The sequence below is a fragment of the Mesorhizobium sp. AD1-1 genome (assembly GCF_020164655.1).
GTDB lineage: Bacteria > Pseudomonadota > Alphaproteobacteria > Rhizobiales > Rhizobiaceae > Mesorhizobium > Mesorhizobium ciceri.
In genome coordinates this window covers 18,236-43,328 of sequence record NZ_JAIUGP010000009.1, presented here as the reverse complement: position 1 = coordinate 43,328, position 25,093 = coordinate 18,236, and the positions used below count along the sequence as shown (strand labels likewise).

The 25,093-nt window shown below is 64.2% G+C and carries 18 protein-coding genes; 6 read left to right on the top strand and 12 right to left on the bottom strand.

Annotation, left to right across the window (positions count from 1 at the left end; genetic code table 11):
- Window positions 1-88: 88 nt before the first annotated feature.
- From LB519_RS17900 to LB519_RS17870, 7 genes are all read right to left on the bottom strand, one after another.
- Entirely contained in the window at window positions 89-1,087 is a 999-nt protein-coding gene (locus tag LB519_RS17900) for an ABC transporter ATP-binding protein (RefSeq protein ID WP_013528569.1), read from the bottom strand.
- A 15-nt stretch (window positions 1,088-1,102) separates the two neighbouring features.
- A complete protein-coding gene (locus LB519_RS17895; protein WP_013528570.1) occupies window positions 1,103-2,158 on the bottom strand; it encodes a Gfo/Idh/MocA family protein in 1,056 nt (351 codons plus the stop codon).
- A gap of 1 nt (window position 2,159) precedes the next feature.
- Window positions 2,160-2,627, bottom strand: coding sequence for a DUF4304 domain-containing protein (locus LB519_RS17890; RefSeq protein WP_013528571.1), 468 nt, complete (start codon window positions 2,625-2,627; stop codon window positions 2,160-2,162).
- Window positions 2,624-3,463 (bottom strand): carbohydrate ABC transporter permease, encoded by an 840-nt coding sequence (locus LB519_RS17885; protein ID WP_013528572.1) that lies wholly within the window; start codon window positions 3,461-3,463, stop codon window positions 2,624-2,626. The genes LB519_RS17890 and LB519_RS17885 overlap by 4 nt, the downstream gene beginning before the upstream one ends.
- 10 nt (window positions 3,464-3,473) lie before the next feature.
- The gene (locus LB519_RS17880) at window positions 3,474-4,403 is read right to left on the bottom strand and encodes a carbohydrate ABC transporter permease (protein WP_013528573.1); all 930 of its coding nucleotides are present in this window, start codon (window positions 4,401-4,403) and stop codon (window positions 3,474-3,476) included.
- Window positions 4,404-4,647: 244 nt separating this feature from the next.
- Window positions 4,648-5,907 carry an ABC transporter substrate-binding protein gene (locus LB519_RS17875; RefSeq protein WP_013528574.1) on the bottom strand — a complete coding sequence of 420 codons (1,260 nt, stop codon included), beginning with the start codon at window positions 5,905-5,907 and terminating at the stop codon, window positions 4,648-4,650.
- A 2-nt stretch (window positions 5,908-5,909) separates the two neighbouring features.
- Window positions 5,910-6,869: an N-acetylmuramic acid 6-phosphate etherase gene (locus tag LB519_RS17870; protein ID WP_013528575.1), complete on the bottom strand. Its 960-nt coding sequence runs from the start codon at window positions 6,867-6,869 to the stop codon at window positions 5,910-5,912.
- A 199-nt stretch (window positions 6,870-7,068) separates the two neighbouring features.
- Between LB519_RS17870 and LB519_RS17865 the strand changes: the two genes are divergently transcribed.
- From LB519_RS17865 to LB519_RS17845, 5 genes are read left to right on the top strand one after another with little or no spacing between them, the layout of a single operon-like run.
- Entirely contained in the window at window positions 7,069-7,950 is an 882-nt protein-coding gene (locus LB519_RS17865) for an N-acetylglucosamine kinase (RefSeq protein WP_013528576.1), read from the top strand.
- On the top strand, window positions 7,947-8,729 hold the full coding sequence (locus LB519_RS17860) for a GntR family transcriptional regulator (RefSeq protein WP_013528577.1): 783 nt from the start codon (window positions 7,947-7,949) through the stop codon (window positions 8,727-8,729). The genes LB519_RS17865 and LB519_RS17860 overlap by 4 nt, the downstream gene beginning before the upstream one ends.
- Before the next feature lie 17 nt (window positions 8,730-8,746).
- Entirely contained in the window at window positions 8,747-9,781 is a 1,035-nt protein-coding gene (locus tag LB519_RS17855; RefSeq protein ID WP_024502148.1) for an SIS domain-containing protein, read from the top strand.
- The gene (gene nagA, locus LB519_RS17850) at window positions 9,778-10,956 is read left to right on the top strand and encodes an N-acetylglucosamine-6-phosphate deacetylase (RefSeq protein WP_013528579.1); all 1,179 of its coding nucleotides are present in this window, start codon (window positions 9,778-9,780) and stop codon (window positions 10,954-10,956) included. The genes LB519_RS17855 and nagA overlap by 4 nt, the downstream gene beginning before the upstream one ends.
- A 51-nt stretch (window positions 10,957-11,007) precedes the next feature.
- Window positions 11,008-13,047 carry an ABC transporter ATP-binding protein/permease gene (locus LB519_RS17845; RefSeq protein WP_013528580.1) on the top strand — a complete coding sequence of 680 codons (2,040 nt, stop codon included), beginning with the start codon at window positions 11,008-11,010 and terminating at the stop codon, window positions 13,045-13,047.
- A 27-nt stretch (window positions 13,048-13,074) separates the two neighbouring features.
- Here the strand turns inward: LB519_RS17845 and LB519_RS17840 are convergent, their stop codons facing one another.
- The 5 genes from LB519_RS17840 to LB519_RS17820 all read right to left on the bottom strand — a co-directional run bounded on the left by LB519_RS17840 (window position 13,075) and on the right by LB519_RS17820 (window position 22,903).
- Window positions 13,075-14,589 carry a malonate--CoA ligase gene (locus LB519_RS17840; protein WP_224620769.1) on the bottom strand — a complete coding sequence of 505 codons (1,515 nt, stop codon included), beginning with the start codon at window positions 14,587-14,589 and terminating at the stop codon, window positions 13,075-13,077.
- Between the two features lie 165 nt (window positions 14,590-14,754).
- Window positions 14,755-15,495 (bottom strand): GntR family transcriptional regulator, encoded by a 741-nt coding sequence (locus tag LB519_RS17835; RefSeq protein WP_027161167.1) that lies wholly within the window; start codon window positions 15,493-15,495, stop codon window positions 14,755-14,757.
- A 409-nt stretch (window positions 15,496-15,904) separates the two neighbouring features.
- Window positions 15,905-16,582 carry a ribulose-phosphate 3-epimerase gene (gene rpe / locus LB519_RS17830; protein ID WP_224620768.1) on the bottom strand — a complete coding sequence of 226 codons (678 nt, stop codon included), beginning with the start codon at window positions 16,580-16,582 and terminating at the stop codon, window positions 15,905-15,907.
- A gap of 221 nt (window positions 16,583-16,803) precedes the next feature.
- Window positions 16,804-20,649: a DUF11 domain-containing protein gene (locus tag LB519_RS17825; protein WP_224620767.1), complete on the bottom strand. Its 3,846-nt coding sequence runs from the start codon at window positions 20,647-20,649 to the stop codon at window positions 16,804-16,806.
- A gap of 10 nt (window positions 20,650-20,659) precedes the next feature.
- Window positions 20,660-22,903 carry a hypothetical protein gene (locus LB519_RS17820; protein ID WP_224620766.1) on the bottom strand — a complete coding sequence of 748 codons (2,244 nt, stop codon included), beginning with the start codon at window positions 22,901-22,903 and terminating at the stop codon, window positions 20,660-20,662.
- Between the two features lie 213 nt (window positions 22,904-23,116).
- Between LB519_RS17820 and dnaK the strand changes: the two genes are divergently transcribed.
- Window positions 23,117-25,033, top strand: coding sequence for a molecular chaperone DnaK (gene dnaK / locus LB519_RS17815; protein WP_024502156.1), 1,917 nt, complete (start codon window positions 23,117-23,119; stop codon window positions 25,031-25,033).
- Window positions 25,034-25,093: the final 60 nt, after the last annotated feature.

Genomic DNA, 25,093 nt, shown 5'->3' with positions numbered 1-25,093 from the left:
TGGCGTCGGCGCTGACAATCTCCTCTCCCCTCGGGGAGAGGTCAGCCGAGCGAAGCGGAGGCTGGGTGAGGGGGCTGCGCCGGCGTATCTACTTCAGCACCTTCCCATCCGCACCAAACCGATACGTCTTCGCCGGATCCGGCGTCGCATACAGCGTGGCACCCGGCTCGGCATCGTAAACACCAAAAATCCGCACGGTGATCAGCCCGGCCTTCTCGCAGTCGAGATAGAGGTTGGTGTCGGCGCCGAGATGCTCGGCGTGCACCACCGTTCCCTTCCAGGAGCCGGATTTCGGATCGACGGTCAGATGTTCCGGCCGCACGCCGATTGTCTTGGCGGTTTCGCCGAGACGGGCGCCGTCGACGAAATTCATCTTCGGTGAGCCGATGAAGCCGGCGACGAACTCATTTGCCGGCGAATTGTAGAGCTCCATCGGGCCACCGATCTGCTCGATTTTCCCTGCGTTGAGCACCACGATTTTGTCGGCCAGGGTCATCGCCTCGACCTGGTCGTGGGTGACGTAGATCATCGTCGCCTTCAGCCGGCGGTGCAATTGCGCGATCTCGAGCCGCGTGTTGACACGCAGCGCGGCATCGAGGTTCGACAGCGGCTCGTCGAACAGAAACAGCTTCGGCTCGCGCACCACGGCGCGGCCGATGGCGACGCGCTGACGCTGGCCGCCGGAGAGTTCGGCCGGCCGCCTTTCGAGATAGGGCTCCAGCGACAGCATCGACGAGGCGATGCCGATGCGGCGCTCGATCTCGGCCGCCGGCGTGCCGGCCTGCTTGAGGCCGAGGCCCATATTGTTCTTCACCGTCAGATGCGGATAGAGCGCATAGGTCTGGAACACCATGGCGATGCCGCGCTTGGCCGGCGGCGTGGCCGAGACGTCCGCGCCGTCGATGACGACGCGGCCCGAAGTCGAGTCCTCCAGTCCGGCGATGACCCTGAGCAGGGTCGACTTGCCGCAGCCGGACGGCCCGACGAAAACGACGAACTCGCCGTCGTTCACTTCGAGGTTGATGCCCTTCAGCACCTCGACCGGCCCAAAGGCCTTCTTCACATTCTCGATGTTCAGCGAGCCCACGGCTTCGTCCCTGTTCTAGAGTTTGACGGCGGCGCCGCTGCGCACGCTCTCGTCGGCTGCAAGGCAGACGGCGAGCGATTTGACCGCGTCGTCCATGTGTTTGGCGAGGTCCAGATCCTCACGGATTGCCTTCAGCACGAAGGCCTGTTCGAGGTCGCAGAGGTCCTGATGGCCGGGTTCGCCTGCCATCGACAGCATTTCGTCGGCCTTGAGAAACTTGCCGTCCGCGTCGGTCGCCGCATTGTGCAGGCGGATGGTCGAGGTCTTGGTGTGGGTGTCGATGTCATCGGACTTCACACCTTCCTTCATGACGATCGACACGCAGCCATTGGGCGAGATGACGTCCTTCACGAAGAAGGCGGTTTCCGAAATCATCGGCCCCCAGCCGGCCTCATACCAGCCGACCGAACCGTCATCGAACAGCACCTGCAAGTGGCCGTAATTGTACATCGAGGGCGCGACCTCGTCGGTCAGCCGCACGCCCATGCCGCGCACTTCCACGGGCTTCGCATCGGTGATCTGCAGCATGACGTCGAGATAGTGCACGCCGCAATCGACGATCGGCGAGGTCGTCTGCATCAACTGCTTGTGCGTCTCCCAGGTATGGCCCGAGGATTGCTGGTTGAGGTTCATGCGGAAGACGTAGGGGCCGCCGAGCTTGCGCGCTTCGGCGATCAACCGGATCCAGGACGGGTGATGGCGCAGGATGTAGCCGATCACCAGCTTCCTGCCGTTGGCCTTGGCCGCCGCGACGACGCGCCTGGCATCGGCCACCGTCGTTGCCAGCGGCTTTTCGACGAAGACGTGGCAACCGGCCTCGAACGCCTTCACCGCATAGTCGGCATGGCTGTCGGAATAGGTGGCGATGCAGGCGACATCGGGCTTTTCGTCACGCAATGCCCCGTCGAAGGAGCGCCTGATGCCGTAACCCGACAGCCCGTCCGGCAGCGGCACGTCGGAGCGATTGATCAGCGCCGCGATCTGGAAACCTGGATTGGTATGGTAGGCCAGCGCATGGCTGCGGCCCATATTGCCGAGGCCGGCGACGACGACACGCAGGGGTTGGGCCATTTCAATTCGCCTTTTCTTGACTGCGGGCTGCGAGAGCCACCATCACCTGTGGCTCACATTCATCTGCGACCCGCAGGGCTGCTTCTTCGCTGTCACACCGGGACAAAAGTCGAAAGCCATAGGCATCAACTCCGTCCTTGATCAGTGAAAGCCTCTGATCATCAGGCAAGGGATGCTCAAGGTTGAGCGCCTGCTCGAACGCTTTCGACTGCTCGTCTTCCATCTGGGAATTGACGCGCCAACGAATGTGACAATTGTATTCCTTCGGCCGGCGCTCCGGCCCAAGCCGTGCAAACCAGACAGCAGCGTTGATATAGAATTGCGGACCCCAGGAAGACTTCTGAAGGTTCAGCACACAGATCGTCTCCGGCCACTCTCGGTAGAAATTTTTGGCGCGAACGCCCCGGAATCCATAGTGGCTCGCTGTCTCGACGAGGGCCTGTACGATAGCTTCTTCCCCGCCGCTCACTTCACCGCTCCGGAAGTAATGCCGCGGATCAGCTGCCGCGAGAAGATGACGTAGAGGATCAGCACCGGCATGATCGCCAGCGACAGCGCCGCCAGGATAGCGTTCCAGTTGGTGACGAACTGGCCGAGGAAGAGCTGCGCGCCGAGCGTCACCGTCTTGGTTTCTTCCGACGGCGCCAGGATCAGCGGGAACCACAGGTCATTCCAGATCGGGATCATGGTGAAGACGGCGACGGTTGCCATCGACGGCCTGACCAGCGGCAGCACCAGGCGGAAGAAGATGGTGTATTCGGACAGGCCGTCGATGCGGCCGGCATTCTTCAGATCGTCGGACACCTGCTTCATGAATTCCGACAGGATGAAGACGGCAAGCGGCAGGCCTTGCGCGGTGTAGACCAGGATCAGCGCCGTCAGCGTGTTGACCAGCCCGCTCGCCACCATCAATTGCAGGATGGCGACGGTGCCCAGCCGGATCGGGATCATGATGCCGAGCGCCAGATAGAGGCCCATCAGCGAGTTGCCGCGGAAGCGGTATTCCGACAGCGCGAACGCCGCCATGGCGCCGAACAGGAGCACGAGGAACAGCGAGGCGACGGTGACGACGAGGCTGTTCTGGAAATAGTGGATGAAGTCGCCCTGGCCGATGACGGTGGTGTAGCCGATCAGGTCGAAGGTTTTGGGCGTCGGCGGCGTCAGCGGCGCGCCGAAGATGCCGGCGCGGGACTTGAACGAGTTCATGATCACCAGGATCACCGGAAACAGCGCGATCACCGTGTAGGTCAACAGGATCGCATGGGCGCCGATGGTGCGGGGCACGGAACGGGTGGCGGTGCTCATCTCTCGGCCCTCAGAACTGGTAGCGACGCAGGCGCGTCTGGACGAGGAAGAGATAGACGCAGACACCGCCGAGGATGATCAGGAACATCATCGTGGCGATCGCTGCGCCCATATTGGGGTCGCCGACCTGCAGCTGGAAGCCGAAGAAGGCGCGGTAGAGGAAGGTACCGAGAATGTCGGTCGAATAGTTCGGCCCGGCGAGCGCGCCTTGCGCGGTGTAGATCAGGTCGAAGGCGTTGAAATTGCCGACGAAGGTGAGGATCGAGATGATGCCGATCGACGGCAGGATCAGCGGCAGCTTGATCTTCCAGAACTGCGCCAGGCCGGTGATGCCATCGCATTCGGCGGCCTCGATCACCTCTTCGGGGATCGACAGCAGGGCAGCGTAGATCAGCATCATCGGGATGCCGACGAACTGCCACACCGAAATCAGGCTGAGTGCGGTGAGCGCATATTGCTCCTTGCCGAGCCATGGCGTGAACAGGCTTTTCAGGCCGACGAGATCCATCAGATGCGGCGCCACGCCCCACAACGGGGACAGGATCAGCTTCCAGGCGAAACCAACGATGACGAAGGACAGGATGGTCGGCACGAAGATCGCCGTGCGGTAGAAGGCCGCGAACCTCAGCCTCGGGCTGGACAGCAAAGCCGCCAGCATGACGCCGATCGGGTTCTGCACCAGCATGTGGATGATAAAGAACCAGGTGTTGTTCCTCAGCGCGTTCCAGAAACCCACCGACCAGTTGGGATCGCCGAACAGCATGCGGAAGTTTTCCAGCCCGACGAAGACCTGGTGCTGCTCGATGTTGCGGAACAGCGAGAGCTGCAGCGTGCCGGCGAGCGGCAGGATCATGATTGCCGTGTAGACAAGCACCGCCGGCGCCAGGAAGACGCCTATATGCCAGCGGAACGGTCTTTTCGGTCTGATATCTGCGGCCATGAGTTCGGTCCCCGCCGTCTCTCGGTTCCAAAGGGTATCGATCTAGATGATGCCTCGATGCACGGCCCGACCATTCCTGCCGATGCGGCAGGAACAAAGGCCTGCGACTGATCAGCTAGCCTTCCCCGAAGAGAGGGTAAGGCCGGGAGGCGGTGCCGACAATCGCAATCTGAATAGGCGCACTTTGAATGAGGTAGTCCGGAACCGGCCAGGCGTGCGCCGGCCGGTTCCATTACCTGAGCTCTTACTTGGCCGGATGGTACCAGCTGTCGAGGCCGGTCTGCAGCTTCTTGGCCGCCGCTTCCGGCGTATCGGTGCCGTTGATGACGTTGGCCGATTCAACCCAGGTCTCGTTCTCGAGGTTCGGCGTGCCGCGCGACAGGATCTGGTAGGTCGAGCGGATCGTCGACTTGCACTTGCCGCGCCAGGAGACGAATTCCTGCGCCAGCGGGTCTTCCATCTTCACCGGCGAGGAGTTCAGGCTGAAGAAGCCCGGCAGTGCGTTGGCGTAGATGGTGGCGAAATCCGGCGAGGCGACCCAGGACAGGAAGGTCTTGGCCGCATCGGCGTTCTTCGAAGCCGCATTCAGGCCCATGCCGATATCGGTATGGTCGGAGATGTAGCAGGTGTCGCCGGCCTTCTCGACCGGCGGCGGGAAGGCGCCCATCTTGAACTGCGCCTGGGTGTTGAACAGGCCGATCTCCCACGAGCCGGCCGGGTAGATGGCGGCGCGGCCGAGCGTAAACAGGTTCTGGCTGTCCGGATAGGTCTGCGCCTCGAAGCCATCGCCGAGATAAGGCTTCCACTTGGCCAGTTCCTCATACGGCGCGACCCAGTCCTTGTCGGTCAGCTTCTGATCGCCCTTGATCAGTGCTGCGCGGCCATCTTCGCCCTTCCAGTAGTTGGGGCCGATGTTCTGGTAGCCCATGGTCGCGGCTTCCCAGAGATCCTTGGTGCCCATCGCCATCGGGATGTAGGTGCCGTCGGCCTTGATCTTGTCGAGCGCGGCGAAGAACTCGTCGCGGGTCTCCGGCACCTTGATGCCGAGCTTGTCAAAGGCGTCCTTGTTGTAGATGAAGCCGTGGATGACCGAAGCCATCGGCACGCAGAAGCTCGCCTTGCCGTCGTCGGTCTGCCAGGCGGACTTGGCCACCGGCGAAAAGTTCTCCATGCCGGGCAGCGCCGAGAGATCGGCAAGGTTGCCCTTCTTGAACAGCTCAAGCGACTTGTCGAACGGGCGGCAGGTGATCAGGTCGCCCGCCGAGCCGGCGGCGAGCTTGGCGCCGAGCGCGGCGTCATATTCGGTCGGAGCCGACGGTGCGAACACGACCTTGATGCCCGGGTTCTTGGCTTCGAAAGCCGGGATCAGCTTGTCCTTCCAGATGGCAAGGTCGTCGCCGCGCCAGCTTTCGATGTTGAGCGTTACGTCGTCGGCGTGAGCCAACCCGGCCGAGCCGAGAATGCTGGTGCCCAAAAGCAGTGCCGTCAGTAGTTTCGTTGTCATGCTCAGTCTCCCTGTTGACCTTTTTCAGGTTCGGTTTTGATGAGAACAGAGGCTTTTGAGCCCTTGCTCCCCTCTATAGCGGAAAGGGCCGGCCGCAACTTCTGGCCGGCCTCTTCCAGTATCTTCTGCGCCGCGTCAGTGCTGTCGGCGCCGGCGGCGAGCAGAATGGCGGTCTTGACCGCGCCGCCGCTCTTTTCGAGCAGGCGGGCCGCTTCGTCCGTGCCGCGCCCGCTGACGGCGGCGACGATGCGCGCCGCGCGGTCGCGCAGCTTGATGTTGTCGGCCATGAGATTGACCATGTAGCCGTCATGCACATGGCCGAGATGGATGGCGGTCAGCGTCGACAGCATGTTGAGCGCGATCTTCTGGGCAGTGCCGGCGCCCATGCGGGTGGAGCCGGCGATCAGTTCCGGCGGCGTTTCGAGCAGGATGGCGGTTTGTGCCTGGCGCAGCAGCGCAGAGTCCCTGTTGTTGGCGATGCCGATGGTGGCAGCGCCGCGGCGGGCAGCCTCCTGGATGGCCCGCACGGCATAGGGCGTCGTGCCGCTGGCGGAAATGGCGATCAGGCAGTCGCCCTTGCCGAGGCTGGCCTCGGCGACCGCTGCCGCGGCTTCCTCGGTATCGTCTTCCGGCCCGCCGGCCAGCGTGCGGAAAGCGTCGTCGCCGCCGGCGATCAGGATGGCGATGCGGTCGCGGTGAATGCCGAAGGTGCCCGGCAGCTCCAGCGCATCGGCCAGTGCCATAAGGCCTGAGCTGCCGGCCGCGGCGTAGGCAAGCTTGCCCCCGCTCTTCAGCCTGCCGGCGATGATCTCGGCGGCCCTGGCGATGGATGGAATGGCATGGCGCACCACCTTGGCGGCTTCGATCTGCGCATCGGCCAAATAGGAAAGGATGGCGTCCGGAGGCTGGATATCCAGCCCCTCGGCATTTTTGTGAAGCGCTTCGGTGCGCGTTTCGGCCATCCCGGTTCCTCCAATACCAGAACAATACCAAAAAAATACCACTTGTCCACACGCATTAACGAATTCGCGGGCTGGAAATCGCTGAGCGGCCGAAATACGCAGATTTTTCAATAAAATACGGCTTAAACTTTTTGAAACGGAAATTAACTCTTGGCTATTGGTATTTTATTGGTATTATCCGCCCGGAGGAGAAATCAACGTGAATTTCGTGCTCGGAATCGATGGCGGCGGCACCAGCTGCAGGGCCGCCCTGGCAACGGCGGACGGCACGGTGATCGGCCGCGCCAAAAGCGGCGCCGCCAACATCCGCACCGACCTGACCGGCGCTCGCTCGAACATCGTCGAGGCCGCCAGGCAGGCGTTCCTCGTCGCCGGGCAGGATCCGGAACTGATCCCGCGAACGCCCGCAATTCTCGGCCTTGCCGGCGCCAATGTCGGCACCTACCGGCAGCAGCTTGAGGCGATCCTGCCATTCAGCATCAGCCGCGTCGAGACCGACGCCGAAATCGCGCTGGAAGGCGCTGTCGGCGCCGGTGACGGCGCCATGGCGATCCTCGGCACCGGCACCGCCTATATGGCGCGCAGACAAGGCAAATCGCGCGCCATCGGCGGCTGGGGCTTCCAGGTTGGCGACCAGGGCAGCGGCGCCCGTATCGGCCGCGACCTGCTCGAACAGACACTGCTTGCCTATGACGGCGTCCGCGCGGGCTCGCCGCTGACGCAGAGCATGCTGGCCGTCTTCCGCAACAACCCGGAGGATGTCGTCGAATTCACCACCAATGCCAAGCCCGGCGATTTCGGCGGCTTCGCACCCAAGGTGTTCGAACACGCCGAGAAGGGCGACAGCGTCGCCAACTGGATCCTCGACAGGGTGGTTGCCGATGTCGAAGCCTCGCTCGGCGCGCTCGATCTCGCCGACGACGCGCCGCTGTGCCTGCTCGGCGGGCTGGCGCCGCTCTACGCGCCGCGCCTGTCTGCCCGCTACCGGGCGCTGCTGAAGCCGCCGCTCGACGACGCGCTGGGCGGCGCGGTGCAGATGGCGGTTCGCCTTTTCGCCGGACACGCGGAGGCAACTCGATGAGCGAGGCCGCCGACCAGATCTTCGCCACGCTGAAACATCAGGCGCAAAGCGGCGCGCCGCTTTATCTGCAGTTGCGCAAGAGCATCGAGGACGCGGTCAATCGCGGCCTGATCGGGCCGGGCGACGCGCTGCCCTCCGAGCGCGACATCGCCACCAAGGCCGATATTTCGCGGGTCACCGTGCGCAAGGCGGTGCAGGACCTGGTCAAGGGCGGCATCCTGGTGCAGCGCCACGGCTCCGGCACCTTCGTGGCGCCGCGCATGGAGCGTGTCGAACAGTCGCTGTCGCGGCTGACCTCGTTTACCGAGGACATGGCGCGGCGCGGCATGGTGGTGCGTTCGGCATGGCTCGACCGCGGCCTTTACGCACCTTCGCCCGACGAAATGATGGTGCTCGGCCTGTCGTCGGACGAACTGGTGGCGCGCGTGGCGCGCCTGCGCATTGCCAACGACACGCCGCTGGCGATCGAGCGGGCCTCGCTGTCGGCCAGCGTGTTGCCCGACCCGGCCGACATAGGCTCCTCGCTCTATGCCGCGCTGGAATTGACCGGCAATCGGCCGGTGCGGGCGGTGCAGCGCATTTCCGCCGCCAATCTCGGCGACAGCGACGCGCGCCTGCTCGAAGTGCCGCCAGGCATTGCCGGCCTGCACATCGAACGTATTTCCTATCTGGCGAGCGGCAAGGTGATCGAATTCACCCGCTCTATCTACCGGGGCGACGCCTATGATTTCGTCGCCGAACTGCGGCTGACAGGGCCGAGCGAAGAGGGCCGACCATGAGCACGACAGAGCCGACCATGTCGACAGAGATGACCCATATGCGGCGCGAGATCGAGGAGGTCCCGCAGGCCGTCGCCCGCCTGCTCGACGGCTCCGGCGCCGTGCTGACCGAAGCCGGGCGCGGCATCCGGGAACGCGACCCGCAGTTCGTCGTCACCGTGGCGCGCGGCTCGTCCGACCATGCCGCCACCTTCATGAAATACGCCGTCGAGCTGACCGCGGGCCTGGCCGTCGCATCGGTCGGGCCGTCGATCGCCTCGATCTATGGCCGCAAGCTCAGGCTCGCCGGCTCGGCCTGCCTGGCGATCTCGCAGTCGGGCAAGAGCCCCGACATCGTCGCCATGGCCGAAACCGCGCGGGCGGGAGGCGCGCTGACCGTCGCCATCACCAACACCGCCGATTCGCCGCTGGCGCGTGCCTCGGACTATGCGATCGACATCCTGGCCGGCCCCGAGCGCAGCGTCGCGGCCACCAAGACCTTCATCAATTCGGCCGTCGCCGGCCTCGCTCTGATGGCGCATGCCACCGGCGACGATGCGCTGCTGGCGGCGCTTGCCCGCCTGCCGGAGCATTTCGGCAAGGCGATCGCCTGCGACTGGATGAGCGTGCTCTCTGAGACGATCGAGAAGCAGAAGTCGTTGTTCATCCTCGGCCGCGGACCGTCGGCGGCGATGGCCAATGAGGCTGCGCTGAAATTCAAGGAGACCTGCGGCATGCATGCGGAAGCCTACAGCGCCGCCGAGGTCATGCATGGCCCGCTGGCGCTGGTCGGCCCTGATTTTCCGGTGCTGGCGCTGGCCGCGCGCGACGCGTCCGAACCGTCGATTGCCGAGGCCGCCGACAGCCTGGCGGCCAAGGGCGCGCCGGTGTTCGTCACCTCGGCACTTGCCCAACGCGCCGTGCGCCTGCCGCATGTCGCCACAGGCCATCCGCTGACCGATCCGCTGACGCTGATCGTCTCCTTCTACATGTTCGTCGAGGCGTTTGCCCGCCATCGCGGTCTCGACCCGGACACGCCGCGCAATCTTCGCAAGGTGACGGAGACCGTATGAGCAATCGCTTTGCCCTGACTGGCGCCCGGATTTTCGACGGCGACGATTGGCATGAAGGCCACGCGCTGGTCGTGCGCGACGGTCTCGTCGAGGCCATTTTGCCCACGGGCGCCGTCCCCTCGGACATCGCCCTCGTCGATGCCGGTGACGGCCTGCTGGTGCCGGGCTTCGTGGACCTGCAGGTCAATGGCGGCGGCGGCGTCATGCTCAACGACCATCCCGATGTCGCTTCCATCGAGACCATCTGCCGCGCGCACGCGCCCTTCGGCACGACGGCGCTGCTGCCGACGCTGATCACCGACACGCCTGCAATCACGGCTGCCGCTGTCGCCGCCGGCGAGGCGGCGGCGCGCCAGAAGGTGCCTGGGTTTCTCGGGCTGCATCTCGAAGGCCCGCATTTGTCGGTCGCCCGCAAGGGCGCGCATGATCCGGCGCTGATCCGGCCGATGACGGATGCCGACCAGGCGATGCTGATCGCGGCTCGGCAAAAGCTGCCGGTGCTGCTGACCACCATCGCGCCCGAATCCGTCGAGCCGGCTCGCGTCGCGGCGCTGACTAAGGCCGGCGTCATCGTCAGCCTTGGCCATTCCGACACCGGCTACGCCACCGCCAGCGCCTTTGCCGCGGCGGGTGCCTCGATGGTTACCCACCTGTTCAATGCGATGAGCCAGATCGGCAATCGCGAGCCTGGCCTGGCTGGCGCCGCCATCGACATCGGCACCTTGTCGGCCGGTCTCATCGCCGACGGCATCCATGTCGATCCGGCCACCATCAAGATCGCACTGCGCGCCAAGCAGGGGCCGGCCAGGATTGTTCTGGTCACCGACGCCATGGCGACAATCGGCACCGACATGACGTCGTTCACGCTCAACGGCCGTACCATCTATCGCAGGCATGGCAGCCTGCGGCTCGGCGACGGAACGCTGGCGGGCGCCGATCTCGACATGATCTCGGCCATTCGTTTCACCCACCGCGTCATCGGGGTCGAGCTTTCCGAGGCCTTGCGCATGGCTTCGCTCTATCCGGCGCAAGCAATCGGCCAGTCGCACCGGCTTGGCCGATTCGCCAACGGCACGGCTGCGGATATTGTCGCGCTGTCGGACGATCTCGACCCGAAGGGCGTCTGGATCGGCGGCGAAAAGGTTTTTGGAGCCGGCTACGGCACTGCGCATTGATATCGGCTGTCGTCGTGAAACCTTTTGATTTTGAGGTCGTTGTCGGAGCGTATGTCCGAGGCGAAACCCAAATTGAAACAGGCCGACGGCATCAAACCGCGCGGTGCCTTGAAGCCGCGACAGCAAGCGCCGCGTGACCACAGGCCGCGCCACGAGGATCTGCGCGAAAAAAAACCGCCGACTGCCGAAGCTGCCCCCGAGGTCGACGGCCAGCCGGGACCGCCACCGGAGGCTGTCGAGCCGGATCCGCAACTGACGCCCGAAGAAGCCGAGCAGGCGCGCCGGAAATACCTGCTGCGGCGTTTCTGGATCAGCGGGCGCGGCTACTGGGCCAGGCGGGGCGATGGGCTTGCCTGGCCGCTCACGATCGGGCTGTTGATCCTGATCTGCGTCAATGTCGGCTTTCAGTACGGGATCAACGTCTGGAACCGCTCCTTCTTCGACGCCATCGAGCAACGCAACGTCCACACCGTCTATGTGCTTAGCGCCATATTCCTGCCGCTCGTCGCTGGAAGCGCGGGCCTTGTGGTCGCGCAGGTCTATCTGCGCATGACGATCCAGCGCCGCTGGCGTTCCTGGCTGACCACCGCCGTCATCGCACGCTGGCTTGCCAATGGCCGCTACTACCAGTTGAACCTCGTCGCCGGCGACCACTCGAACCCCGAAGCCCGCCTCACGGAGGATCTGCGGATCGCCACCGAGTCACCGGTCGATTTCATCTCCGGCGTCCTCAATGCGTTCCTGTCGGCCTCGACCTTCATCGTGGTGCTGTGGACGATCGGCGGCGCGCTCACTTTGCCGATCGGTGGCGAAAACCTGACCATTCCCGGCTTCCTCGTCATCACCGCGGTCATCTATGCCGCCATCACCTCCACGTCGATGGTGGTCATCGGCCGGCATTTCGTCCGCCTCTCCGAGCAGAAGAACCAGGCGGAAGCCGAATTCCGCTACACGCTGACGCGGGTACGCGAAAACGGCGAGAGCATCGCATTGCTCGGCGGCGAGGAGGAGGAGCGCAGCGGCATCGACAGGAATTTCGGTCATGTGCTCAGGCAATGGGCGCTGCTGACGGGCCAGCACATGCGCACGGCGCTGGTGTCGCAGGGATCGAGCCTGTTTGCGCCGGTCGTGCCGGTCCTGCTTTGCGCGCCGAAATTCCTCGAAGGCTCGATGTCGCTCGGACAGGTGATGCAGGCTGCCTCCGCCTTCGCCATCGTGCAGGGCGCGTTCGGATGGCTGGTCGACAACTACCCGCGTCTTGCCGACTGGAACGCCTCGGCGCGGCGCATCGCCTCGCTGATGATGTCGCTCGACGGGCTCGAGCGTGCGGAGCAGAGCGACGCGCTCGGACGCATCCAGCACGGCGAAACCGAAGACGGTGCGATGCTCAGCCTCGACGATCTCTCCGTCACGCTCGACGACGGCACCTCCGTGGTCAAGGAAACCGAGGTTGCGATCGAACCGGGCGAGCGTGTGCTGGTGGCTGGCGAATCCGGCTCCGGCAAGTCGACGCTGGTGCGGGCCGTTGCCGGCCTGTGGCCGTGGGGCGGCGGCAGCGTCAATTTTCATGCCGACAGGCGACTGTTCATGCTGCCGCAACGTCCCTACATCCCCTCGGGCACGCTTCGCCGCGCGGTCGCCTATCCCGCGGCCGCGGACAAGTGGACGATCAAACAGATCAAGGCCGCCCTGGACAAGGTCGGCTTGGCCTATCTTGCCGAAAGGATCAAGGAAGAAGCGCCATGGGACCAGACGCTGTCGGGCGGCGAAAAGCAGCGTCTCGCTTTCGCGCGCCTGCTGCTGCACCGCCCCGATATCGTCGTGCTGGATGAAGCAACCTCGGCGCTCGACGAGAAGAGCCAGGACGCCATGATGGCGACGGTGATCCGCGAATTGCCCGATGTCACCATCATCAGCGTGGCGCACCGTGCCGAGCTGGAAGCCTTCCACAGCCGCAAGATCACCCTCGAACGGCGCGAGGGCGGCGCCAAGCTTGTCAGCGACATCAACCTCGTGCCGCGCAAGCGCAACCTGCTGAAGCGCGCCTTGTGGGGCTCCGGCAGTCGGGTCGAAAGGGCGCGCAAGGAGTAAGGCGCCGCTGCCCCGGGCTCCGCGCAACTATGATGCGTATATGTCCTTGTAGGTGTCGCGCAGCAGGTTCTTCTGTACCTTGCCCATGGTGTTGCGCGGCAGTTCATCGACGAAGATCACGCGCTTCGGATGCTTGTATTTCGCCACCCGTCCGGCGATAGCGCCGAGAATTTCGGCACCGGTGATCCGCGATGACGGCGCCCGCACGACGACGGCGGTGACGCCTTCGCCGAAATCCGGATGGGCAACGCCGATGACGGCGCTTTCGCTAACCCCGTCGAGCGCATCGATCTCGCTTTCGAGCTCCTTCGGGTAGATGTTGTAACCGCCCGATATGATCAGGTCCTTGCCGCGGCCGATGATGTGGACATAACCGTCGGCGTCGGTCATGCCGAGATCGCCGGTGATGAAAAAACCGTCGGCGCGGAATTCCGCCTTGGTCTTCTCCGGCATGCGCCAATAGCCGCCGAAAACATTTGGGCCCTTCACCTCGATCATGCCGACCTCGCCCTGCGCAAGCGCTGCGCCGCTGTCTAGATCGGCGATGCGAAGCGTGACGCCGGGCAAGGGGAAACCGACGGTGCCGGCGCGCCGCTCGCCCTCATAGGGGTTCGAGGTGTTCATGTTGGTCTCGGTCATGCCGTAGCGTTCGAGGATCGCGTGGCCGGCGCGCTCGCGCCAGGCCTTGTGCGTCTCGGCCAGCAGCGGCGCCGACCCGGAAATGAACACACGGATGTTTTTCGCCGCCTCATGGTCCAGCCCCTCATGCTGCAGCAGGCGCACGTAGAAGGTCGGCACCCCCATCAGGGCCGTGGCACGCGGCAGCAGCGAGACGATGCGGGCCGGATCGAACTTCTGCTCGAACAGCATCGAGGCGCCGGCCATCAGGACGACGTTGGTGGCGACGAACAGGCCGTGCGTGTGGAAGATCGGCAATGCGTGGATCAGCACGTCGTCTCCGGTGAAACGCCAGTGCTCGACCAGCACGCGCGCGTTCGAAGCAAGGTTCTCGTGGCTGAGCATGGCGCCTTTCGAACGACCGGTGGTTCCCGACGTGTAGAGGATTGCCGCGAGGTCATCCGGCCCGCGCGCCACGTCATGAAAATCCGTCGGCAGCCGCGAGGCCTGGTCGGTCAGCGATCCCCGGCCATCGCGGCCGAGCGTGACGGTGACGGCGCCCGTCTTTTCCGCCAGCGCGCCGATGTCGACCGCTCTTGCCGGATCGCAGACGACCAGGCGTGGTTCCGCGTCGCCGAAGAAATACTCCAGCTCAGCCAGCGTGTAGGCGGTGTTGAGCGGCAGGAAGACGGCGCCGGCGCGCAGGCAGGCGAGATAGAGCATGACCGCTTCCGGGCTCTTCTCGACCTGCACGGCAACGCGGTCACCGGGTTCGACATCCAGTTGCAGGAGCGCATGCGCAAGCTGCGCCGAGCGGGCCAGCATATCGCCATAGGTGATCGAGCGGCCATCATCGGTTTCCATCAGCAAGCGCGCTGGCGCCGGCATCCGGAACCGGAACGCATCGAACAGATGATTGCTCATGAAGACTTCCCTGGGGTGCTGCGGCGCTGAGCATGCGCCTGTCGCGGCATGCCTCGGCGGCGAGAGTTCGCGGTTCTTGGCCGCGCCGTCAAGCCCGCCGACAGCGGTCGCCGACGCAGGTTGCGTGCAAGAAACGAGCACAAGAGACCCGCCAGGAAACGACTTCTATCGCCGAGCGCGTTTGCCGGCGATTTCTTTCGTTTCCTCGTCCTGCTCGAAGCGCTTCATGCACATGGCCGCAGTCAAGCGGTAGTGGTTGAGCAGGGCCTCGACGGCACCGTCGGCATTGCCGTCCAGGGCATATTCGGCGATCAGACGATGCTCGCCGAAATCGTCGCGCTGGACGCCTTCGCCATCATTGGCCATTTGCCGGTAGCGATAGGCGTGATCGGAGAGCTGGTCGCAAAACCCCACCAGCCATTGCGACCGGCAGGCCGAAATCAGCACCCTGTGGAAGATGCGATGCAGCCTCTCCCAATCGGGATTGAGCGAGAAGAGATTCTGCGGTGCCAGACGTGACGCGCGTCCCAGGCGATGCAGCGCCAGCACGAGCTGTTCTTCCCATTCGGCGGTGCGGTGGGCGATGGATTCGCGAAGCGCTCGCTCCTCGAGCCAGCAGCGGGTGCGCGTCAGCTCCTCGAGTTCCGAGGCGCTGACCGGCATGATGAAGAAGCCGCGCTGGTCGTGCCGGCCGAGAAGTCCTTCCGAGGCGAGGCGATTGAGGGCTTCGCGGACAGGCGAGGCGCCGGCCCCATATTTGGAGACCACCCACTCGACCCGCAGCTTGCTCTCGGCTTCAAGGACACCGCCGAGAAGATCGTCCCGCAATTGCTGATAGACCGTAGTGGCAAGCGTGCTCTTCGGTCCGGCAGCGTCGTCGTTCAGATTGGCAGCTCCGTATGTCAAAGCGACTCCTTGTCCCCCCAGGACTTGTCCCGGGCGATTCGAGTCCGAAAGCATTCGCCTTCTCGTACTTGTACCATACAGCGCGAAGATTCGCCTGCTCAAGCAGAAGATCACGTTATTGTACTTTAGCACAAAGGAATGTGCGGCATTTGGGATTCAATGCTGTAATTCCGCGCTTTTTCACAACCTGCGGGCACTTAACATGTTTTGTATGCACGCAGGAGAATCTGTTCTTTTTGTTCTTTTGTATTCGCGCGAGATCAACTGTCTGCTTTGGGCATAGACGACGGACCTGAAAACCGAATCAGGCAATCGCTCACATCCGATGCCGTTGCCCCAAAAGCTTCACAAACCCGCCCGGCACCAGAACCTTAGCCGGCATGCAGGACCGACGCGGGAACACTGCTGGTCAACCGGCTGTCTTATCGGCTGCCGTCCTGATCGCCTGGATGTTCTGCCGATAAGCCTCGACGCTGCCGCCTTTGAAGATGGCGGCGCCCGCCACCAGCACGTCGGCGCCGGCAGCGGTGACCAGCGGCGCGGTTTCGGCTGAAACACCGCCGTCGATCTCGATTCGGATCGGCCGGCCTCCGATGAGGGCCTTGACCCGCTTCACCTTGTCGACGATCGCTGGGATGAAGGCCTGGCCGCCGAAGCCCGGATTGACGGTCATGATCAGGATCAGGTCGAGCCGGTCGAGCACGTATTCGACCACGCTTTCCGGCGTCGCCGGATTGAGCGACACACCGGCCTTCTTGCCAAGATTCCTGATGGTCTGCAGCGAGCGGTCAAGATGCGGGCCGGCCTCGGCATGGACGGTCAAACCGTCGCAGCCGGCCTCGGCGAAAGCGGCCAAATAGGGGTCGGCCGGGGCAATCATCAGATGGCAGTCGAAGAAGGCCTTGGTGCGGTTGCGGATCGCCTTGATCACTGGCGGGCCAAAGGTGATGTTGGGCACGAAATGCCCGTCCATAACATCGAGATGTATCCAGTCGGCGCCGGCTGCCGCTACCGCTTCGACCTCATCGCCGAGTTTGGAAAAATCCGATGCCAGCACCGATGGTGCAATCAGGGTCTTTCTGCTCATGGATGCGGCCTTTCCGAGTGTCCTTCTCGTTGGCCACCCTATCGACTGCCTAATGCGCCGCAGCCGACTTGTCGAGGGTGCAGGCGCGGTCGACGCGCAGGCTTGGACGCGTGCCGTTATACGCGATCATGGTGCGGCCAATTCCGCTTGCCCCCACAGCAGCGAAGAAAAACCCGCCGGATTGCTCCGGCGGGGTTTCTGGTCTCGTGTCGAGCAGGTGGTTATTGCTGCTGGAGCTTCAGGATTCTGTCTGGAACCTGGTCCTGCCGCTGTTCGACCTGCGGCCTGCGCCGTGGCAGCACCTGCTGCAGCAGCAGGCCGGGGTTCAGCTCCAGCGACGGTTGTCCGCGGACCGCCCGGCAGTTCGGGTAGCGCCCGATCGTGCCTTCCGGGCAGCGCCTCCTGATGATCGGCTGGCACTGGCCATCGATCATCTGCGAGCCCGGTGCGCATTCCACCTCCTGCCTGCGGCATGCGCCGTTGATCACCTCGGTGCCGCGCGGGCAGACACATTCGCCGCGCTTGTTATGGACCTGGCCGCGTATGTCGCACTGCTCCTGCGTCGGCTGCTTGCGCCGGCAGGCATTGCCCCGCACCTCGGTACCCCTCGGGCAGACACAATTGCCGTCGGCGTCGTGGACCTGGCCACGGATGGTGCACTGGTCAGGCCTTGGCCGGATCGGGCGGCAGGCGCCGTTTCTGACCTCGTTGCCTTGCGGGCAGACGCAGTCTCCGTCCGCGTCGTGGACCTGGCCACGGATGATGCACTGCTCAGGCTTCGGCCGGATCGGACGGCAGGCGCCATTGCGCACCTCGGTCCCTCGCGGGCAGACACAGTCTCCATCGGCATCGTGGACCTGGCCACGGATCGTGCACTGCTCCGGCTTTGGCTGGATCGGGCGGCAGGCATTGCCCCTGATCTCGGTTCCCCTGGGGCAAACACAATCGCCATCCGCATTGTGGACCTGGCCACGGATAGTGCACTGCTCGGGCTTGTCGGTCCTGACGCACCTGCCGTTCTCGAGCCCGGTTCCGCGTGGGCAGACGCAGCGTCCGTCCTCGGTGCGGATCTGGCCCTCGAGCAGCACACAGCGCTTCGGCTGTTCCGGCTTCGGCACGATACCACCGCCCGGCGAGCACTGGCCGTTGCGGTAGGTGGTGCCTTCGGGGCAGACGCAGCGGCCGGCATCGTTCATGACGAAGCCTTGCGAGCATTCCTTCCTCGTCTCCTGGCTGATGGTGAAGGGATGGCAGGCATAGGCCTTGCCGCGATCGCCCTGCACATTGGTCTGATCGCCGCCAAGCACGTCGCCACCGCCCTGCACCCGTGTGTCGGGAGACAGCACGCCGACGCAATTCTGGCCGCTGACATTGCCCTGCAGATTGGCCAGGCGGCCGTCGTCGGGAATGACCACGGTGACATGGTGCACCCGGCTTTGGCCGGCGCCGAGCGTCAGGTTGGCAATGCAGGACGCAGGCAAGGTTGCCGGTTCCGGCGAGCAGCCGAAGGGCGGATCGATCGAGGTGATCTCAACGCCTTCCAGCCTGCCGAGCCCCTCCACGCCGATCGCATCGCCGATGCGGACCGGCCCGGAGAAGGCGGTCGCTCCGTCATTGGCGATGGTGATCTCGAACGAGCAGGGTTGGCCGAGCCTGCATTCGCGGTCGCCGGTCTTTTCGACACGGATGGTCGAAGAACCGCCGCCCTTGGCGCAGGCCTGGCCAAAGGGATAGACGACGTCGTCGCCCGGCGCAGGCCCATAGGAGCCGCGCGCGCAGTTTTCGAACGCGCCATTCGCCGAGACCGTCACGTCGAAGTGGCGGCTGGTTCCAGGTGTCATGACGGCACCGGGAATCTGGCACGACAGCGCATTGGCCGGAACCGGTCCGCACGCCCATTCCGCGCCGTCGGGGGTGACGGTCTGGATCTGGACGGGCGCGCCGCCGGCCACCAGCGTGGCGGCATCGTTGACCCGCACCGGACCGTTGGGGGCAGCGGTGCCAAGGCTGATGACGGTGATGCGGCAAGAGACGACCGCGGCACCGGCGAGCGAGCCGTTGCACACCTTGGTGATGCGCAGGGTCGGCTTGCCGCCATTGGGATGACGGAAGCGTTCCTTGGCGCAGGCCTTGTTGTTGGTGAGGTCGTTTTCACCGGGGATGGGCTTCACCTCAGCGCAATTCTCGACAGTGTCCGACTGGTAGCCGGCCGGCATGACCGCCTTCACGAAGATCGGCGTCGAGGCGCCCGCAGGCAGCGAGATGCCGGCATTGTCGCAACGGAACTGGCCGGGGCCGTTCGGTCCGCATGTCCAGGGCGGGTTCGGGCCGAAGGTCGAGGACGACGGCGCGCCGCCGGGATAATTGTCGATGACCGTCAGCGGTCCATTGTAGGTGGCGCTGCCGTTGTTGATGATGTCGATCACGAAGGTGCAGATGCCGTCGGCCGAGCAGACCGGGACGCGGGCACGCTTCTTCAGGATCAGGTCGACCTTCTTCTCCACCGGCGGCCGGCAGTCGCGGTCACGGTCGCCGCGCCGGCAGATCGGGATCGAGGCACAGCCGCGATCGTTCGACTGGCTGCCGAACAGCGGCTTGCCGCTGGCGCCATAATTGTAGGTGGCGCAGTTGCGTAAAGCACCGCCTTGCCAGCCTCCGGCCGGCTTGAAGCCAAGCTTGAGGTCGACGGAGGCCCCCGGATTGAGCGTGGTCACCGGATAGGTGCAGGTCATCGGGGTGGTTCCGGGTATGCAGACCCAAGGTGGATTTGGCCCTGAATCGAGCGTCGAGCCGGCCGGCAGCGTCACCTCGTCGAGCACGATCTTGCCGTGGTAGGCTCCGGTCCCGACATTGGTGACCCTGATGGTGAAGTCGCAGCCGCCGCCCATCGTGCAACGCGTCACGTCGGCGCGTTTCTCGACCTTGAGGTCCGGCTCCTTGTCCCTGGGCGGGCACCTCTGGTCACGCGGGATGACGATGTCGATCGTCTGCGTGCAGCACAGGCCCCAGCCTTCCTTCGGACCGGCATAGGTTTCGATGCCGGTGACGATGAGGTGGATGACGTCGCCGGGCGAGGCACCGACGATCTTCCAGTTGAGCACACCGCCGCCCGCCGGCACCAATTGGGTATCGGGGATGATGTTGATGCCTGGCGTGCTCGTCGACACCTGCACCCACTTGCCGCCCATCTCCGGGCCGACCGGCATGTGATAGATGAAGGCGCCGCCGCCAGGCACGCAGTCGACCGTACCGCGTTCCACCTTGAAGCATTCCTTGCCGGGAGGTGGCGGTGGCGGATTGCACTTGGTGACGTCGATCTTGATCGAGGTCTTCACGCCGGTCTTGAAGTCACCGTCGTCGGGCTTGCCCGGATCCTGCGACGGGATGATGGTCCCGGTGCCCGGTCCGGCCGTCACCTTGATCATGCCCTGGTTGTCGACGATCGTCGGCGCGGGAAATGCCGCACGATCGATCTTGGCCGTGATCGCGAAGTTGATCACACGCTCGTTGGCAGCGCCGACGCCGTCGAGATCGGACGTGGAGATGCGGAAATCGGAAACCGTGGCAGTATCGTTCGGATTTGCCGAAGTGCTGATCGTTGCACCCGGCAGTGGTCCGCCGGACGAATCCGTGCCGTCGCCGGACACGTTGACGTTGATGATCGCAAGGCCGTGCGGAAGCTGGTCCTTGAAGTCGATCCTGACCTTCTTCAGCCTGGCCTCGAGGCTCGGGTCGGCAAGGCCCTGCGGATCGCCGCGCAAGCCGAAGCTCAGCGAGTAGACGACGTAATCGCAGCCTCTTTGAGTGCCTGTCTTGGTGAAGAAAGGCACCACCTGGTCAGGCCTCGGAGTGACGACGCGCGAACTGTCGAGATCGAGCTTCAGCTCCGGGGTGATCGAGGCAGCGTCTTCTGCAAAGCCTTGCACCGGGGTGAACATGGCGACCGCGATACCGGCCGCCATCAGCCAGCGCGCGCCGCGCCTGGCGTATGACAGGGGTTTCATGATCGTCTCCATGACGGTTGTTTGGGCGTTCGTTGCGAGCGGGGAGAGTGCGAGATTTTTCATCTTCCCCTCCTCAACGTTCGCAGCTGGCGGCTGGGGTTCTGAGCGGCAAAGTCATCTTGCAGCAAGGGTAATAGCCACCCTTGTCCTTGTCGGACTTCCTGTAGAAGCAGAGCCCGACATCGACTGTGTCGCCCGGATAGTGGCCGGTGATGTCGATCGTGTAGGGCTTGCCGGGCGCATGCGACTGGGATGATGTCACCCCGACGCCTGGCGTCCTGGACTGGACCTTGATCGAATCGCCGCCGAAGCCGGCATGGTCATGGAGATAGAGATCGGCCTCGAGGCCGGAAGGCGTGCAGTAATACTGGACGTCGTCGACGTCGAGACATGGAGGCAGGTTGCCGGGTGGTGGGAAATCCGGCGGGTAGAAGGGGGGCAGGTAGCCGCCCGGGATTTCCTCGTAATAGCCGGCGCGGCCCTCGCAAGGGTGCCAGACGGCAACATCGCCGACATGGCCCTCGACCTCCGGGTCTTCGAAATAACCGTCGAAGTCGACGAACCATGAGCCGAAGGGCGGCACATTGGCCGGCTTGACCAGCTCTTTCGGCGTGATCTGCACACCGTGTACGGCCAGCGGCCCGCCGGCTGCGAGCTGTTCGGCGAGTGAAGGATTGTCGCGCAGCTTGTCGCCCGTGTTGACCAGCGTCTGCGTGCAGACGGAGCTGTCGAGATTGCCGTCGGCATCATAGCCATATTGCAGATCAAGACCGCCGGCCGACTGCCGGTTGCCTTGGGGGAAGCCGACCGCATATTCCTGCGGCACTTCGACCCAGACCGATTCCGTTTCCGGATCGTCCGGGTTCTCCCGGAAGTAGCGGATGACCTCGCCTTTACCGGAATCGGCGAACTGGCTGTAATCGTAACGGTTCTCGACCGGACCGCGCTGGGCCAGGTACATGAAGCCGCTATTGTCGAAGGCGATGTCGGTGACGGCGTAGTCCTTGTCGGCCCTGACCGTCAGTTCCCAGCGCGGGTCACCGACAAAACTGCCGTCGCGAGCGATGCCCACCGACCAGATTTCCGACTTTTCGCCGACCGAATAGTAGAGCCGGCCGCCATGGTAGGAGACACCCCAGACGCGGCGCTCGTCCTGCGTGTAGCCCCAGCTGTCGGGGTCTTCGCTATCGAAGGCGGCACCTTGTATGTCCATCACCGAACCATCGTCGGCGACGGGAGCGAGCCCATGCGTGGGCCGGCCGGCAACGCCGTGATCGAAGCTGTCGATCAGTCTGCCTTCGGCGTCGATGCGATGGATCAGGCCGGTGTCGAGATCGGACGCAAAGAACTCGCGGTGAGTGGCGTCGAAAGTGAGATTGCCGATGCCGGGACCGCTGTTGGTGTCGATGTCGGCGAATTTGGAGACCTGGCCGGTGATGCCGTCGATCTTCCAGACGGTGCCCGGCCCGCCACCGTTTTCGGTGCCGAACTGGCCATCCATGAAGGTGGCGCCGGCAGCGCCGCGGCGCTGCCTCTCGGGGCGGCCGTCATCGTCGGCATCCGGGGTGACGATACGGATGCCGTGCAGCGAGGTGGCGCCGGCATAGAGATTGGGAATGCCCGATGGAACGCCGTCGCGCACGCCGTCATCATAGGTGACGCCGAACACCTGGCCGATCTGCTCCGCCGTCACCTCGAAGGGCGGCGGCGTGTTGACCAGCTGGCCGGAGGCTGGGCCGCCCAGATGCGAAACGTCGAACACGCGCAAGGTGGCGCGCGTGGGGTCGATGAAGGTTTCGTCGACCGGATCGACGCCGGGCGGCAGGCCCTCTTTTTCGGAATCAGGGGGGTCGAAATTGGGAATGATGGTGCCGGAGAATCCGGTCACCGCCATCGAGCCGGGATAGATGATCCGGGTTTCCTGCGCCTGCGCGGCGCCCAGCCACAGGCCGAGCGCCAGCGCCAGCAACCCGCCTGGATGCACAGCACGGCGCAAGCCGCCATCAAGAGACGACACGAACGAGCCGCGGATGCGAGACATGACACTACCCCCCGTAGTCGACGGGAGAACGTCGGGGCTGGCCGCGCAAATCAGGGCAAGGCGCGGCGGTCCGGCTCGTTCTTCCCTGATCGAATTGTCTGCTTTCCTCAAGACGACGATACGCCTGGTCTTACGCAGGGTCAACGGAATCAGCGGAAAGCCCAGCGCATCGACCCCGTCCCGAAGGCGGTGGTCGCGCCGAGCTCCTGTTGTTCCCGGAGACCTCAGAGCCTCTGGGTTATTGGTCATGGGGGCTTCCTTTCCGGGCCGCACCATGCGGCACCTGGAGATCAGTCGCGGGCGGAGATGGAAAGGTTCATGGAAGGCCTGCGCAGAATGCTTGCGCGCGATGCCGCCTGTTCTTATATACGCGCCAAGCCGTTCGGCGCCGGAATGCCGGTTGCCGGAACGGGATTTCTTGTGAACAGGGGCTTTCGTCGGAACGCCTGTACGGGTCCTGAGAGCCTGCTTAGCGGAGAGACTAGAGAAATGGCAAAAGTAATCGGTATCGATCTCGGCACCACCAACTCCTGCATCGCCATCATGGATGGCAAGGAGCCCAAGGTAATCGAGAATGCGGAAGGCGCGCGCACGACGCCTTCCATCGTCGCCATCTCGGGCGACGACGAACGTCTGGTCGGCCAGCCGGCCAAGCGCCAGGCGGTCACCAATCCTGAAAACACCATCTTCGCGGTCAAGCGCCTGATCGGCCGCCGCTATGACGATCCGGTGACGGAGAAGGACAAGAAGCTTGTCCCCTACAAGATCGTCAAGGGCGACAATGGCGATGCCTGGGTCGAAGCCGGCGGCAGGAAGCAGTCGCCCTCGCAGATTTCGGCCATGATCCTGCAGAAGATGAAAGAGACGGCGGAAGCCTATCTCGGCGAAAAGGTCGAGAAGGCGGTCATCACCGTTCCGGCCTATTTCAACGACGCCCAGCGCCAGGCGACCAAGGATGCCGGCAAGATCGCCGGCCTTGAAGTGCTGCGCATCATCAACGAGCCGACCGCGGCAGCGCTTGCCTATGGCCTCGACAAGAAGGAAGGCAAGACCATTGCCGTCTATGACCTTGGCGGCGGCACGTTCGACATTTCGGTTCTCGAAATCGGCGACGGCGTGTTCGAGGTCAAGTCGACCAATGGCGACACCTTCCTCGGCGGCGAGGATTTCGACATGCGCCTGGTCGAATACCTGGCGGCCGAGTTCAAGAAGGAACAGGGCATCGACCTGAAGAACGACAAGCTTGCCCTGCAGCGCCTCAAGGAGGCGGCTGAAAAGGCCAAGATCGAGCTGTCGTCGACCACCCAGACCGAAATCAACCTGCCCTTCATCACCGCCGACGCGACCGGGCCGAAGCACCTGACGCTGAAGCTGACGCGCGCCAAGTTCGAGCAGCTGGTCGACGACCTCGTCCAACGCACGATTGCCCCTTGCAAGGCGGCGTTGAAGGATGCCGGCCTGAAGGCGGGCGAGATCGACGAAGTCGTCCTGGTCGGCGGCATGACCCGCATGCCCAAGATCCAGGAAATCGTGAAGCAGTTCTTCGGCAAGGAGCCGCACAAGGGCGTCAATCCGGATGAGGTCGTCGCTCTCGGCGCCGCCATCCAGGCCGGCGTGCTGCAGGGCGACGTCAAGGACGTGCTGTTGCTCGACGTGACGCCGCTGTCGCTCGGCATCGAGACGCTGGGTGGCGTGTTCACCCGCCTGATCGAACGCAACACGACGATCCCGACCAAGAAGAGCCAGGTGTTCTCGACGGCCGAGGACTCACAGTCGGCAGTGACCATCCGGGTCTTCCAGGGTGAGCGCGAAATGGCCGCCGACAACAAGGCGCTCGGCCAGTTCGACCTGGTCGGCATTCCGCCGGCGCCGCGCGGCGTACCGCAGATCGAGGTCACCTTCGACATCGACGCCAACGGCATCGTCAACGTTTCGGCCAAGGACAAGGGGACCGGCAAGGAGCACCAGATCCGCATCCAGGCATCGGGTGGTCTTTCGGACGCCGACATCGAGAAGATGGTCAAGGACGCCGAGGCCAATGCCGAGACCGACAAGAAGCGGCGTGCGCTGGTCGAGGCCCGCAACCAGGCCGAAGCGCTGCTGCATTCCTCGGAGAAGTCGCTGAAGGAATATGGCGACAAGGTTTCGGAAGGCGAGCGCACGGCGATCTCCGACGCGATCGCGGCGCTGAAGACCGCGACCGAAGGCGACGACGCGGCCGACATCGAAGCCAAGAGCCAAGCGCTGGCCGAGGCTTCTATGAAGCTTGGCCAGGCCATGTACGAGGCTTCGCAGAAGGAAGCGGCGGAAGCCGACGCCAAGGCGGACGCCGCCAAGGACAGTGACGTTGTCGACGCCGATTTCGAGGAAATCGACGAGGACGACGACAAGAAGAAGTCGGCCTGAACCGTTTGACGGCAAGATAAAGCGAAAAGCCCGGCGAAGGCCGGGCTTTTTTGCAACCCC

Excerpts from the sequence above, each read along its gene's own strand:
- LB519_RS17860 (WP_013528577.1), top strand. The coding sequence starts at position 7,947 with ATGAGCGAGGCCGCCGACCAGATCTTCGCCACGCTGAAACATCAGGCG.
- rpe (WP_224620768.1), bottom strand. The coding sequence starts at position 16,582 with ATGAGCAGAAAGACCCTGATTGCACCATCGGTGCTGGCATCGGATTTT.
- LB519_RS17885 (WP_013528572.1), bottom strand. The coding sequence starts at position 3,463 with ATGAGCACCGCCACCCGTTCCGTGCCCCGCACCATCGGCGCCCATGCG.
- LB519_RS17870 (WP_013528575.1), bottom strand. The coding sequence starts at position 6,869 with ATGGCCGAAACGCGCACCGAAGCGCTTCACAAAAATGCCGAGGGGCTG.
- dnaK (WP_024502156.1), top strand. The coding sequence starts at position 23,117 with ATGGCAAAAGTAATCGGTATCGATCTCGGCACCACCAACTCCTGCATC.
- LB519_RS17875 (WP_013528574.1), bottom strand. The coding sequence starts at position 5,907 with ATGACAACGAAACTACTGACGGCACTGCTTTTGGGCACCAGCATTCTC.
- nagA (WP_013528579.1), top strand. The coding sequence starts at position 9,778 with ATGAGCAATCGCTTTGCCCTGACTGGCGCCCGGATTTTCGACGGCGAC.
- LB519_RS17880 (WP_013528573.1), bottom strand. The coding sequence starts at position 4,403 with ATGGCCGCAGATATCAGACCGAAAAGACCGTTCCGCTGGCATATAGGC.
- LB519_RS17855 (WP_024502148.1), top strand. The coding sequence starts at position 8,747 with ATGTCGACAGAGATGACCCATATGCGGCGCGAGATCGAGGAGGTCCCG.
- LB519_RS17820 (WP_224620766.1), bottom strand. The coding sequence starts at position 22,903 with ATGGTGCGGCCCGGAAAGGAAGCCCCCATGACCAATAACCCAGAGGCT.
- LB519_RS17840 (WP_224620769.1), bottom strand. The coding sequence starts at position 14,589 with ATGAGCAATCATCTGTTCGATGCGTTCCGGTTCCGGATGCCGGCGCCA.
- LB519_RS17895 (WP_013528570.1), bottom strand. The coding sequence starts at position 2,158 with ATGGCCCAACCCCTGCGTGTCGTCGTCGCCGGCCTCGGCAATATGGGC.
- LB519_RS17825 (WP_224620767.1), bottom strand. The coding sequence starts at position 20,649 with ATGAAAAATCTCGCACTCTCCCCGCTCGCAACGAACGCCCAAACAACC.
- LB519_RS17845 (WP_013528580.1), top strand. The coding sequence starts at position 11,008 with ATGTCCGAGGCGAAACCCAAATTGAAACAGGCCGACGGCATCAAACCG.